Below are 12,163 nucleotides of genomic sequence, written 5' to 3'. Positions count from 1 at the left end.
GTGGGCTTGGTCTTCGCAAACTCAGTCCTACCAGTGGCCCCACGTCTGATCTGGGGATAACACGCACCCCACTCAGCCCTACTGAGAAAACCTCAATGTGGCGTTGGGTGCGTCCCACGCACCGAACGCCACATTGGGTGCATCGCGACTCGCCATAGCTCACCAGATGCGACGAACGTCCCCTTCAGCCCACCGGGCACCACCAGGACTTTGACGGGACCCTGGCGTCGCCGGCCATGGCGGCACGAACGCCTCCTAACTGATCGCCAGGCTCGACGGGGCGGGCGTCTCCACCCGGAAGGCCGTACCGCTGTGGCCGCGGGTCTCGCTGCGGTAGCGCCCGGGCGTGCGTCCGTGGGCCCGGGTGAAGGCGCGGGTGAACGCCGGCACCGACCCGTAACCGACCGCCTCGGCGATCGTCTCGAGGGAGTCGTGACTGTCGCGCAACCGCACGGCGGCCAGATCCATGCGCCAGTTCGCCAGGTACGCCGCGGGGGTGTATCCCGTCGCGGCCGGGAACCGGCGGGCGAGAGTCGCACGGGAGACCGAGATGGCGTCCGCGAGCATCGAGGTCGTCCAGGGAATGGCCGGATCCGCGTGCAGGTGCTGCAGGGCTTGCCCGATGACGGGGTCGTAGAGGGCGCCCAGCCAGGTGCCGAAGCACTCGGGAGGGTTCACCGCGAGCCAGGCGCGCAGCATCTGCACGAGCACGATGTCGATGAGGCTCTTCAGCACCGCCGACGTGGCGAGCTGCGGTTGGGCGAGTTCGCGGGCGAGCATGCGCACCGTGTCGGTCAGCCCGGGCGTCCCCGCCTCGGCCCGGACGTGCACGAGACCGGGGAGCACCGCCAGGATCTGAGTGAGCGCGGCCGGGTCGCTGTCGTAGTGGATGGTCACGATCCGGGTGGTCGCGGGCTGGGCGCCGAGGCTGATCACCTCGCCGGTACCGCGCCCGCGAGCGACCACCTGCTCGCACCGGTCGCGCCGGTTCGCGGGGTCGTCGGTGAGGCCGTGCGGGGTGTCGGAAGGCAGCAGGACCACGTCGCCGGCCGCCAGTTCCACCGGTTCGCGGCCGGCCACCGTGAGCCAGGCACGCCCTGCGGTCACGGCGTGCAAGGCCGTCCCGGGGTAGTCGTCCAGGGCGATCGCCCAGCGGCCGCCTGCTTCGACCCGGGTGCTCAGGGCGCCTTTGACGCCGGAGATCGCCAGGGCGTCGGCCAGTGGATCCATGTCGACGACGCTAGCACTCACCTCTGCCGTCGATGAGACAGCCGATCAATCATCTGCGACTTCCGGGCATGGTTCGCCTCACGCTTTGCTCCATATGGTCTTGGTACCGGACGAACATCCGGCACCATCCGAAAAGGAGCCACCATGGACTACCGCAGCTGGACCGGTCTCGAGATCACCGTCGCGGACGGCGTCGCCACCGTGTCCCTCGACCATCCACCGCTCAACCTGATGGACGGCGTGCTGCTGCCGTCGCTGCGGGGGTTCGTGCACCAGGTGCGTACCGACGCGGACGTCCGGGTGATCGTGTTCCAGAGCGCCGATCCGGAGTTCTTCAGCGCTCACGGCGACATGGCCTACGTCACCGATCCGGACGCCCTGCCCGCCGCCACCCAGGCCGCGATCGACGCCGCACCGGGGGCCGTGCTCCCCGACGGCCTGAACATCCTGCAGGCCTTGAGCCTGGAGATCCGCGACCTCCCGCAGGTCACCATCGGCAAGGTGGCCGGGTTCGCCCGGGGCGCCGGCAACGAGTTCCTGATGTCCCTCGACATGCGGTTCGCCGCGATCGGCAAATCGGGCCAGGCCCAGCCCGAGTCCACCCTGGCGATCCTTCCCGGGGGCGGCGGCACGGTGAACATGACCCGGCTGCTCGGCCCGGCCCGGGCCCTGGAACTGCTCATCGGCGGCCAGCTCGTCGGCGCCGAAGTGGCCGAGCGCTACGGCCTGGTGAACCGGGCGCTGCCCGCCGACGAGATCGACGCCTTCGTCGACGCCCTGGCCCGCCGGATGGCGGGAGTGCGCCCCGAGGTCGTCGCCGCGATCAAGGCCACCGTCAGGGCCGCGGCCCCGCCCGCCCCCGACGCGGCCTACGTCGTCGAAAACGACTTCCTGTACTCACTGTTCACCGAGGACATGGTCGAGGTCGCCCGCAAGCAGCTGGCAGCGGGCGTGCAGACCCGGGAAGGCGAGCGGGATCTCGAGGGGCTGGTCGACAGCCTGTAACCCGGCTTCCGGCCGTCGTACCGTGGTACTACGGGCGGGACCGGATTCCCTCCCCCGGTACCACGTTTCGCCTCGGCCCCGCCCCTAGCGTGACGGGTGAACGGACCGGGCTGTCCGGTCCGGAATCCCAGGGGACAAGCCATGATCGAAGCACGCCAGCTGACGAAGCGATACGGGGTGAAGACCGCCGTGGACGGCTTGGACTTCACCGTCCGCCCGGGCAGCGTCACCGGATTCCTCGGCCCCAACGGCGCGGGCAAGTCGACCACGATGCGGCTGATCGTCGGGCTCGACGCCCCGACCGCGGGCTCCGTCAAGGTCAACGGCCGCCGCTACGCCGAGCACCGCGCCCCGCTGCAGGAGGTCGGGGTCCTGCTCGAGGCGAAGTCGGTGCACCCGGGCCGGTCGGCCCACGACCACCTGCTCGCGCAAGCCCAGACCCACGGCATCTCGCGCCGGCGCGTCGATGAGGTGATCGAGCTGGCCGGGTTGCAGTCCGTGGCGAAGAAACGCGTCGGGAACTTCTCGCTCGGCATGGGCCAGCGGCTGGGGATCGCCGCCGCCCTGCTGGGCGACCCCGCGACGATCATGCTCGACGAGCCGGTCAACGGCCTGGATCCCGAGGGGGTGCTCTGGATCCGCACCTTGCTCACCGAGCTCGCCGCCGACGGCCGGACGGTGTTCGTGTCCTCGCACCTCATGAGCGAGATGGCGCTCGTCGCGGAGCACCTGATCGTCGTCGGCCGGGGGCGGCTGCTCGCCGACACGACCGTGCACGACCTCGTCCGGAGCGCGGGCGGCGACGCCGTGCACGTGGCCACGGCCGAGCCGGGCCGGCTGCGCGACGTCCTGGCCGGCCCCGGTGTCGAGATCGTCGGTCGCACCGGATCCGAAGAACTGCAGGTCAGCGGCCTCTCGGCCCGCACCATCGGGCTGAAGGCCGCCGAACACGGCATCGCCCTGTCCGAGCTTTCCGCACGGACGGTCTCCCTGGAGGAGGCCTTCATGGACCTGACCCGCGACGCCGTCGAGTACCACGGTGTCACGGCCGGACTCGAGACTCTCGGGAGCGCGGCATGAGCACCCTGACCACACCCGCCGTCCCCACCCGCGCCGCTCGTCCGGCCTACCGCGTCACCGGGCTCAACGTCCTGCGTTCGGAGTGGACGAAGCTCTGGTCGCTGCGCTCCACCTGGATCACCCTCGGCCTCGGCCTGGTGTTCCTGGTGGGCTTCGGACTGATCTCCGCCGCGCGGTACCAGTCCAGCGTCGGTTCCGGCCAGCCGCTCGACGAAGACTTCGCCAACGCCACCGCCCTCAGCCTGTCCCTCTTCGGCACGAACTTCGCGCAACTGGCGCTCGGCGTGCTGGGCGTGCTCGTCACCGCCGGCGAATACTCGACCGGCATGATCCGCTCCACGCTGACCGGGGTGCCGCGCCGGCTGCCCGTGCTGTGGTCCAAGTCCGCGGTGTACGGCGTCGTCGCGCTGCTCGTCGGCACGGCCGGTGTGTTCGTCACCTTCGTCATCAGCAGCGGCATCGTGTCCGCGACGCCCGCGGCGATGACGCTGTCGCACCCGGGTGTCGTGCGCAGCCTGCTGGGCGCGGGTCTCTACCTGGGCCTGATCGGCGTGCTCGGGGTCGCGCTGGGAGCGCTGCTGCGTTCGGTCGCCGGCGGTATCTCGGTCCTCGTCGCGGCACTCATGCTGATCCCCGGCCTGATCTCGCTGCTGCCGGCTTCCTGGCAGGACGACATCAGCCCGTACCTGCCGAGCAACGCGGGCCAGTCGATGTTCGCCCTGACCCACGACGCCACCAGCCTGTCGCCGGCCGCCGGGTTGCTGGTCTTCCTCGGCTGGACCGTGCTGCTCCTGGGCGGAGCCGCGTACCGGCTGGCGCGGTCGGACGCCTGAGCCGGGTCGCCGGTGCGGTGCTCCGGTACCGCACCGGCGTTCTTCCGCCACGATGGACAGGTGAGGCACGTGCGCGAGGACGATCAGGCCGCGACGCTCCCGTCGTGGACCGCCGCGCTGCCGGCGCACCCGCTGGTCACCCGGCTGGCCCGGCTCGGCCCGTGGGCCCGGCAGGCGGACCGGCGGCGCCCGTGGGTGTTCGACCTCGCCGTCGTGGCCGCGCTGTTCGTGCTGTTCTGCCTGCCCGACCTCGTTCCGCACGACGAAGACCGCGGCCCGGAAGAGCTGCTGCGCATGGCCGGCCCCCTGCCGGCGGCGGGCACCCTCGCGCTCCAGGCCGGCCTCCTGCTGCCCTTGCTGTGGCGGCGGCGGGCGCCGTCCGTCGCGCTGGCCCTGACGGCGGCCGCTTTCCTCGTCCAGTCGTCGCTCGGCGTCTTCCTGCGCGCCGACGTCGCCCTGCTCGTGGCGCTTTACAGCGTGACCCTGCACGGGCGGCTGCGGCACCTGCCGTGGGCCTGTGCGGCCGCGGTCGCCTCGCTCCTTCCCGTGGCCGCGCGGGTTTCCGGCGTCGTGTCCTTTTGGGAAGCGCTGTTCTTCCTGCTCACCGCGGTCACCGCGGCCGTGGCGCTGGGACTGGCCGTCCGCATCCGCCGGGCTCAGCTCGCCAGCCTGCGCGATCGCGCGGTGCGCCTGGAGATCGAACGCGACCAGCGCAGCCGGCTGGCGACCGCCACCGAGCGCGTCCGCGTGGCCCGCGAGATGCACGACATCATCGGCCACAACCTGTCGGTCATGATCACGCTCGCCGACGGCGGCGCCTACGCGGCCGACGTCGCCCCGGAGCGAAGCAAGGAAGCACTGCGGCTGGTGGGCGACGCCGGACGCCAAGCCCTCGGCGAACTGCGGCGCATGCTGGGCGTGCTGCGCGAAGAAGCGGACGGAGCCGAGCTCGAGCCCCAGCCGGGCATCGCCGACCTGGACGCGTTGTGCGCGCGGATCCGCGCGGCCGGCCCGGAGGTCGTCTACCGCTCCGCGGGCGAGCTGGACCACCTCGACCCGGGAGTGCAGCTCATGGCCTACCGCATCGTCCAGGAAGCGTTCACGAACACCCTCAACCACGCCGGCCCGCACACCCGGATCGACGTCTCGGTCGCCGCCGAAGGCCCCAATCTGCGCATCCGGGTCCGGGACGACGGACGCGCCGACGCCGCCACGCCGCCTCGGCCCGCGACGGAACAGGGTCACGGACTGGCCGGGATGCGGGAACGCGCCGCGTTGTACGGTGGCACCGTCGACGCGGGTCCCGCACCCGGTGGCGGGTGGGTCGTGTCCGCCGTTCTCGACATCGCGCCGCCGGACGGAGCGCCGTGACCACCATCCTCATCGCCGACGACCAGCCGTTGCAGCGCTTCGGTTTCCGCATGCTGCTGGACGCGACGCCGGACACCGAAGTCGTCGGCGAAGCGGCCAACGGTGCCGAAGCCGTGCGCCGGACCGCGGAACTGCGGCCCGACGTCGTCCTGATGGACATCCGCATGCCCGGCATGGACGGCATCGAAGCCACCCGCCGGATCCTCGCCACCGGCGGCCGCTCCCGCATCCTCGTCCTGACCACTTTCGACCTCGACGAATACGCCTACGCCGCGCTTCGCGCGGGAGCCAGCGGGTTCCTCCTCAAAGACACCCGCCCCGAGGAACTGCTCGCCGGCATCAGGGCCGTCTCCGTCGGCGACGCCGTCATCGCCCCGGCCCTGACCCGGCGGCTCCTCGACACCTACGCCGACCGGCTTCCCGATGGCACGGCCACTTCGGAGCCGCTCGCGGACCCTCGCTGGCTGAACTTGACGGCGCGGGAACGCGACATCCTGCAGGCGATCGGGCAAGGCTGGACCAACAAGGAGATCGCCGAGCGCCTCGTCCTGTCCGAATCGACGGTCAAGACCCACGTCGGCCGCGTGCTCGCGAAAGTCGGTGCCCGCGACCGCGTTCAGGCCGTGATCCTCGCCTACGACCTCGGCCTGACCCGGCCGAATCCACCCGGCTGACCGCTTCCGGGGCTACGGCGTGGCGGGCGTCAGGTCTTCCAGCGCCCGCTTCTCGCCGTGGGAGAAGATGATCGAGCTGCGGAACTGCACGATTTCCTTGCGGCTGCTGAGCTTGTCGACCAGGAAGCCGTGCAACTGGGCCACGTCACCGACCCCCACGTGCAACAGGAAGTCGTCGCCGCCCGCGAGCACGAACACCGCCATGACCTCGGGCATGGCCAGCGCCTCGTCGTGGAACCGGCTGATCAGGGCGCGGGTCAGCGGGCGGATCTGCGCGAAGACCATCGCCTGCACCGACCGGCCCAGTGACGCGAGGTCGACGTCGGCGTGGAAACCGGTGATCAGGCCGCGTGAGCGCAGCCGGCGGATGCGTTCGGAACAGGTGGAGGCGGCCACCCCCACGATCTCGGCGAGGTCGCGCATGGGGATGCGGGCGTCCTGCTGGAGTTCGCGCACGAGCTGCCGATCGACCCGATCCATGTTCGAATTTTCGATCATGTTCCGAACATACCTCAGGCTCAAGTGCGCCTTAGCGGGTGTTTGGTGGATATTCGCCGTATGAAGCGAACAGATCGTCTGCCGAGCCGACCTCAGGGTGGCCAATGCCGGTTCTGGTGCGCCGAGCGCACCAAAACCGGCGTCGAGTCCTCGCTGGATCAGTACGGCTTGATGCCGACGTCACGCAGGCAGCGAGCGGTGGCGAAATGGACGTCACGCCCCCTGGGCACATCGACCAGCGCACCGTTGCAGTCCCGGAAGGTGACGTCGTTGTTACCGGTGTGGATGTCGTCCATCCAGCTGGTGAAGCCGACGTCGCCCTTGAACGAATTCCAGCCCGCGCCGGCGAAACAGGAGTACTGCTGAGCAATGGGTGCGGTGGTGTGGTAGGTGACCCTGACGAAATTGGGATCACCACAGCTGACCTGCGCGGCCGAAGCGGCCGGAGCCGGCAGCAGGATCGCCCCCAGCGCGGCCGCGGCAGCGGCCGCGCTGACGAATTTGCCCTTCTTCATCATATTCCCTTTCTTCACTACTGATTTCGACGTGCACCGACCCGCATTTCGCGGCCCGGACGTCAAGGGATCGGCGGACTCTTGATCGTCACCACCAAGTGAACACGGACGCATAGCTCGCACAGGAAACAATGCGTGATGCCCACCGGGACGAGCGTTGATAATGCCTCTAACTAAGTTAAAGAACCACCGCGACCCAGCATGCCTGAACGTTGTTAAAGTGTCAAGCGCCGTCGCCGTCGCTCATGGTGGTCGACCTGGCGTTCCTCCTGCTCCAGCCGGTCGGCGTCTGCGCGATGTGGCTGCTTCGGCTTGGCCGAGAGCCTCGACCGCGAGCTCGCCACCCTCGTCCGGTCGCGCCGAGCTGAAGGGGCCCTTCGTCTCACCAGACGCAGCGAAGGGTCCTTTCCGCACGTCACATGTGAGGAAGGGACCCTTCGCTGCACGCCGATCGGCGGAGGCAGGCGACTGGGATCGGCGCTCAGGGGCGGACGAGCACCTTGCCGACCGCACCCTTCTCCACGGCTTCCTGCGCCGCGACTATGTCGTCGAGGCGAAAGTCGGAGACGGGCAGCGCGGACAATGCGTCCGCCTCGATGGCGGCCGCCACCCAGGACAACAACCCCTGGAAATCATCCGGAGAGACGGTGTACATCAACGCGAACCGAATCGTCGCGTTCGCCACCGCCAAGGGCAGGATCGGAATTCTGGGCTGCTCCCCTTCCCCGGCGTACACCGCGATCGTGGCATTGGGTGCGAGGACGGCGGCGTCGGTTTCGATGTTCGTCCCCAGCGCGACCTCGACGACCCGGTCGACGGGTCCGACGGATTCCAGGATCCGTTTCGCGACGTTCTCCTCGCGGTAGTTCAGCACGAGGTCGGCTCCCGCGGCACGCGCCAGCGCGCCCTTTTCCTCGGAGCTGACCGTCGTGATCACCCGGGCTCCCGCGTGCTTCGCCAGCTCGATGGCGAAGTGCCCGACGGCTCCCGCACCTCCCGCGACCAGGACCGTCCGCCCTCGTACCGCGCCGGGATCACCACCGAGGCAATACGCCGCGGTGAGTGCCGGCACGCCGAGGCAGGCGCCGAGCTCGTCCGACGCGTTGTCGGCGAGCGGGACCACTTTGTCCGCCGGTACCACCGCGAACTCCGCGGCCGTGCCGTACGGGTTCTCGGCCGCGGCGAGGTAGAGCCACACGCGTTGACCGACGGCGAGCCCGGTCACCCCCGGGCCGAGGGCATCCACCCGGCCGGCGCCGTCGTGGTGCGGCACCTGGAAATCGCCGGGAGCGCGGCCGGTGAGCCCGGCGCGGGCCTTCCAGTCCGTGGGGTTCACGCCGGAGGCCGAGATCGCGACGCGGACCTCGCCCGCCCGGGGTGCGGGCACGTCCAGCTCGACGAGCTCGAGCACGTCCCGGGCCGGCCCGGTGGTCCGATAAACAGCTGCTCTCATGCATCCCATCGTGCCCAGTCCTGGTTGGAGCGCGGCACAACCCCGGTGCGGCAGAGTTGGTCGCACCGCCATACCCCTCCCTGCCCGGGTGGCCAAGAGTGAGCACCGTCATACCAGAACTGCTCAGCCAACGAGGTCAGCAGGAGCCATTGTGAGTAGGACCGACACCCCGGTAGCGACCGATCCGCTGACCGAGCGCGAAATCCTCGCCATCCAGCACCTGATCGCCGAGATCGCGTTCGCCTTCGACAGCGGCGGCGGCGGCGGCGGCTACACCGAACGGCTGAGCGGACTGCTGGCCGACGACGTCCGGTACGAGAACCCCGGGAAGACGCACCTCCACAGCCTGGCGGAGCTCGTCGACACGCTCGAGAACTCGGCCGACCCCGCGGTGAGCCACCACCTGTCCACCATGTCCGTCCAGCCGGCGGGGCCGGGCACGGCGACCTGCCGCTCCAAGGTGGTGACCTTCCGCTCGGGTGGACGGCTGAGCGTCGGCGAGTTCACCGACACGGTGCGGCGCGGGCCGGGCGGCCGCTGGACGCTCACCCACCGGCTCGTGAACCCGATCATCTGACCCGCGCGGAGGAGACCCATGACCACGCCCTTCGGCCCGATCCGGCAACTCGGCTACATCGTCACGGACATCCACGCGGCCATGCGCCAGTGGCTCGATGGCCCGGGCGTGGGGCCGTTCTACTACCTGGAGGACAACGGCGCACTGGCGCAGTCCGGTGGCGTGCAGATCGAGCTCGTCCAGCTGCGCGACGACTCGCCGTCGTTCTTCCACACCTTCGTCGGCAAGTTCGGCGAGGGCCTGCACCACGTCGCTTTCTGGACCGAGGACTTCGACGCCGGGGTGGCGGCCGCGCTGGCCCGCGGGTACGTCGAGCTCCACCGCGGCACGTCGCTTCCCGGCAAGCCCGACAGCCGGTTCGCCTACTTCGACCGCGGATCCCCCGACGGCACCGCCATCGAGATTTCCGAGCGGGGGGCGGACAAGCGTGCGCTGTTCGACGCGATCGCGCACGCCGCCGAGGGCTGGGACGGCACCGAGCCCGTCCGCGACCTGGCGGCCCTCCTGTCCGAGGTCACCGGGACGCCGCGGTGAAGGCCGTGCTGATCCACCGGCACGCCGACGGCGCGACGCTGGCCCTCGGCGACGTCCCGGAACCGGGTCTCGGCCCCGGCCAGGTCCGGATCTCCGTCCGCGCCGTCTCCGTCAACTACGCCGACCAGTTCGTGCCCCAGGGCGGGTACGGCAAGCCGCCGGCGGACGGCGTCGCGTGGGTGGCGGGCCTGGACGCCGCCGGGGAGGTCACCGAGGTCGGCGCCGGCGTCACCGGCGTGCGGGCCGGTGACCGGGTGATGGCCATGGTGCCCAGCAGCCTGGCCGAGCAGGTGGTCACCGACGCGCGGTTCACCGTCCCGGTCCCGCCGGAGTGGTCCGACGAGGAGGGCGCGGCCGCGATCGTCGGCCTGCTGACCGAATGCAGCGCGCTGGCCGCGGCCGACGGCCTGCGTGCCGGCGAGAACGTCGTCATCACCGGGGCCACCTCGGGCATGGGCCTGCAGGGCGTACAGCTCGCACGGCACCTCGGCGCCGGCCGGATCATCGCCGTGGCGCGATCGGACCGCGCGGACGACGTCCTGCACCGCCTCGGCGCCGACCTCGTCCTGCACAGCGCGGGGCCCGGCTTCGCGGACCGCGTGCTCGACGCGACCGGGGGGACCGGCGCCCACGTCGCCGTGGACCACGTCGGCGGGAGCTACTTCCCCGGCCTGGTCGCCGCGGCGGCGACCAAAGGCCGGATCGTCAACGTCGGGCGGGCCGCGGGTGCGGAGGCGACGGCGGATCTGGAGGCGTTCTCGCTGAAGCAGCTCACCCTCCGCGGGGTCACGTTCCGCACCCGCACCCCGGCCGAGCTGGCCGAGCTCTACCAGCAGGTCCGGGACCTGGACCTCACGACCCTGCGCCCGGTCATCGACCGGGTCGTCCCCTGGCACCAGACCGAGGCGGCCCAAGGCTCCCTGTCCACCGGCACCGTCGTCGGGAAGGTCGTCATCCGGGTCACCGCCGAGAAGCAGTAGTTCCGAGGCCGTCCCGCACGACCTCCGCCCATCCGCACAAAGGAGTACGGTCATGGCAACAGATCAGCGAGGGACATCCCCCGCCCCGGCTCTGAAGCAAACGCGGCGGGCGGCCGCCGCGAGCTTGGGTGGGTCGATCCTCGAGTACTACGACTTCGCCATCTACGGGCTGGCCTCGGCCCTGGTCTTCGGACCGGTCTTCTTCCCCTCCGTCGATCCGACGCTGGGTGCGCTGGCGTCGTTCGGCACCTTCGGCGTCGGCTTCCTCGCCCGCCCGCTCGGCGGGATCGTCTTCGGCCACCTCGGTGACCGGCTCGGGCGCAAGAACGTCCTCGTCATGACGATGCTCATCATGGGTGTGTCGACCGTGCTGATCGGCTGCCTGCCCGGACACGGCTCGATCGGCTACTGGGGAGCGGCGCTGCTCGTCGTGCTCCGGCTCGCTCAGGGGTTCGCCTTCGCCGGCGAACAAGCCGGGGCAGTCCTGCTCGTCGCCGAGCACGCCACCGAGGGGCGCCGAGGGCTGTTCGCGTCACTTCCAGGAACGGGCGTGTCCGTCGGCCTGGTCCTCGGCAACCTCGCGTTCCTCGCCGTCAGCAACATGATGGACCCCGCGGCGGTGCAGGCGTGGGGCTGGCGCATCCCGTTCTGGGCGGGCGGTCTCCTGGTCCTCATCGGACTCCTGATCAGGTCCGGGCTGGCCGAAACCCCGGACTTCGAGCGGAACAAGGCGAACGACCAGGTGCCGGCCTCCCCGCTCCGCGAGGTCCTCCGCACCCACCCGGTCCAGATCCTGCTGGCCGGCGGCGTGCAGGCAGGCCAGGCGGTGGCCTCGTACATCACCGTCGTGTACAGCCTGGCCTACGCACGCGAGCACGGGGTCCCCGCCTCGTTGCCGTTGCTCGGGATCATCCTCAGCGGCGCGCTGCACCTGGCCCTCGTCCCCGCCGCGGGCGCCCTGTCCGACCGTTTCGGCAGGCTGCCCACGTACCTCGCGGGCGCGGTGGTCATCGCGATCTCCGTGCTGTTCTTCTTCCCCATGATCGGGAGCGGCTCCCCCGCGCTGGTGATCTGCGCTTACCTGCTGCTCTTCGGCATCGGCTGGGCCGTCATCACCGGCGTGTACCCCGTGATGCTCGCCGAGGCCTTCGCCACGAAGGTCAGCTATTCGGGCGTGTCGCTGGGAATGCAGCTCGGGGTCGTCATCGGCGGTCTGACGCCGTTCGCCGCCACCCTGGTCGCGACGTTGCCGAACGGCCCGACGCTGCTCAGCATCGGCCTCTCGGTGGTCGTCCTGCTGTCCGGCTGGTGCGCCGCGGCGATCGTCCGGCGCACGGCACGGGCGAGAGTGGCCGCCGCGACGGATCAACCCGTCGCCGTCGGGGCCGACGACGCGAAGCCGTGACGGCGGGC

13 protein-coding genes are annotated in these 12,163 nt (G+C 70.7%); 9 read left to right on the top strand and 4 right to left on the bottom strand.

The genetic code is table 11. The features are described 5' to 3' along the window. Positions 1-255: 255 nt before the first annotated feature. Positions 256-1,230, bottom strand: a complete 975-nt coding sequence (locus AB0M83_RS16365) for an AraC family transcriptional regulator (protein WP_364517678.1) — start codon at positions 1,228-1,230, stop codon at positions 256-258. Between the two features lie 144 nt (positions 1,231-1,374). Between AB0M83_RS16365 and AB0M83_RS16360 the strand changes: the two genes are divergently transcribed. The 5 genes from AB0M83_RS16360 to AB0M83_RS16340 all read left to right on the top strand — a co-directional run bounded on the left by AB0M83_RS16360 (position 1,375) and on the right by AB0M83_RS16340 (position 6,193). After that, positions 1,375-2,235, top strand: coding sequence for an enoyl-CoA hydratase/isomerase family protein (locus tag AB0M83_RS16360; protein ID WP_364517676.1), 861 nt, complete (start codon positions 1,375-1,377; stop codon positions 2,233-2,235). A gap of 141 nt (positions 2,236-2,376) precedes the next feature. Beyond that, a complete protein-coding gene (locus tag AB0M83_RS16355; RefSeq protein ID WP_364517674.1) occupies positions 2,377-3,315 on the top strand; it encodes an ATP-binding cassette domain-containing protein in 939 nt (312 codons plus the stop codon). After that, positions 3,312-4,148, top strand: coding sequence for an ABC transporter permease (locus AB0M83_RS16350; protein WP_364517672.1), 837 nt, complete (start codon positions 3,312-3,314; stop codon positions 4,146-4,148). Before AB0M83_RS16355 ends, AB0M83_RS16350 begins: the two co-directional genes overlap by 4 nt. Before the next feature lie 69 nt (positions 4,149-4,217). Next, positions 4,218-5,519: a sensor histidine kinase gene (locus AB0M83_RS16345; RefSeq protein WP_364517670.1), complete on the top strand. Its 1,302-nt coding sequence runs from the start codon at positions 4,218-4,220 to the stop codon at positions 5,517-5,519. Beyond that, positions 5,516-6,193, top strand: a complete 678-nt coding sequence (locus AB0M83_RS16340) for a response regulator transcription factor (protein ID WP_364517668.1) — start codon at positions 5,516-5,518, stop codon at positions 6,191-6,193. Before AB0M83_RS16345 ends, AB0M83_RS16340 begins: the two co-directional genes overlap by 4 nt. A 12-nt stretch (positions 6,194-6,205) precedes the next feature. Here the strand turns inward: AB0M83_RS16340 and AB0M83_RS16335 are convergent, their stop codons facing one another. The 3 genes from AB0M83_RS16335 to AB0M83_RS16325 all read right to left on the bottom strand — a co-directional run bounded on the left by AB0M83_RS16335 (position 6,206) and on the right by AB0M83_RS16325 (position 8,659). Further along, a complete protein-coding gene (locus tag AB0M83_RS16335; RefSeq protein WP_364517666.1) occupies positions 6,206-6,673 on the bottom strand; it encodes an Lrp/AsnC family transcriptional regulator in 468 nt (155 codons plus the stop codon). A gap of 176 nt (positions 6,674-6,849) precedes the next feature. Continuing rightward, complete coding sequence (locus AB0M83_RS16330) at positions 6,850-7,209, bottom strand: beta/gamma crystallin domain-containing protein (RefSeq protein WP_364517664.1); 360 nt, start codon at positions 7,207-7,209, stop codon at positions 6,850-6,852. 478 nt (positions 7,210-7,687) lie between these two features. Further along, on the bottom strand, positions 7,688-8,659 hold the full coding sequence (locus AB0M83_RS16325; RefSeq protein ID WP_364517662.1) for an NADPH:quinone reductase: 972 nt from the start codon (positions 8,657-8,659) through the stop codon (positions 7,688-7,690). A 151-nt stretch (positions 8,660-8,810) separates the two neighbouring features. Between AB0M83_RS16325 and AB0M83_RS16320 the strand changes: the two genes are divergently transcribed. From AB0M83_RS16320 to AB0M83_RS16305, 4 genes are read left to right on the top strand one after another with little or no spacing between them, the layout of a single operon-like run. After that, positions 8,811-9,236, top strand: coding sequence for a nuclear transport factor 2 family protein (locus AB0M83_RS16320; protein WP_364517660.1), 426 nt, complete (start codon positions 8,811-8,813; stop codon positions 9,234-9,236). An 18-nt stretch (positions 9,237-9,254) separates the two neighbouring features. Then, positions 9,255-9,770: a VOC family protein gene (locus tag AB0M83_RS16315; protein WP_364517658.1), complete on the top strand. Its 516-nt coding sequence runs from the start codon at positions 9,255-9,257 to the stop codon at positions 9,768-9,770. Next, on the top strand, positions 9,767-10,750 hold the full coding sequence (locus AB0M83_RS16310; RefSeq protein WP_364517656.1) for a zinc-binding dehydrogenase: 984 nt from the start codon (positions 9,767-9,769) through the stop codon (positions 10,748-10,750). Before AB0M83_RS16315 ends, AB0M83_RS16310 begins: the two co-directional genes overlap by 4 nt. 52 nt (positions 10,751-10,802) lie before the next feature. Beyond that, positions 10,803-12,155 carry an MFS transporter gene (locus AB0M83_RS16305; RefSeq protein ID WP_364517654.1) on the top strand — a complete coding sequence of 451 codons (1,353 nt, stop codon included), beginning with the start codon at positions 10,803-10,805 and terminating at the stop codon, positions 12,153-12,155. The last annotated feature ends 8 nt before the right edge of the window (positions 12,156-12,163 follow it).

Origin of the sequence: Amycolatopsis sp. NPDC051106, from assembly GCF_040682775.1 — a bacterium.
Classification (GTDB): domain Bacteria; phylum Actinomycetota; class Actinomycetes; order Mycobacteriales; family Pseudonocardiaceae; genus Amycolatopsis.
The sequence above is the reverse complement of the archived record's forward strand: the minus strand, read 5'-3'. Positions and strand labels throughout refer to the sequence as shown.

Excerpts from the sequence above, each read along its gene's own strand:
- AB0M83_RS16330 (WP_364517664.1), bottom strand. The coding sequence starts at position 7,209 with ATGATGAAGAAGGGCAAATTCGTCAGCGCGGCCGCTGCCGCGGCCGCG.
- AB0M83_RS16360 (WP_364517676.1), top strand. The coding sequence starts at position 1,375 with ATGGACTACCGCAGCTGGACCGGTCTCGAGATCACCGTCGCGGACGGC.
- AB0M83_RS16355 (WP_364517674.1), top strand. The coding sequence starts at position 2,377 with ATGATCGAAGCACGCCAGCTGACGAAGCGATACGGGGTGAAGACCGCC.
- AB0M83_RS16325 (WP_364517662.1), bottom strand. The coding sequence starts at position 8,659 with ATGAGAGCAGCTGTTTATCGGACCACCGGGCCGGCCCGGGACGTGCTC.
- AB0M83_RS16350 (WP_364517672.1), top strand. The coding sequence starts at position 3,312 with ATGAGCACCCTGACCACACCCGCCGTCCCCACCCGCGCCGCTCGTCCG.
- AB0M83_RS16335 (WP_364517666.1), bottom strand. The coding sequence starts at position 6,673 with ATGGATCGGGTCGATCGGCAGCTCGTGCGCGAACTCCAGCAGGACGCC.
- AB0M83_RS16365 (WP_364517678.1), bottom strand. The coding sequence starts at position 1,230 with ATGGATCCACTGGCCGACGCCCTGGCGATCTCCGGCGTCAAAGGCGCC.
- AB0M83_RS16305 (WP_364517654.1), top strand. The coding sequence starts at position 10,803 with ATGGCAACAGATCAGCGAGGGACATCCCCCGCCCCGGCTCTGAAGCAA.
- AB0M83_RS16315 (WP_364517658.1), top strand. The coding sequence starts at position 9,255 with ATGACCACGCCCTTCGGCCCGATCCGGCAACTCGGCTACATCGTCACG.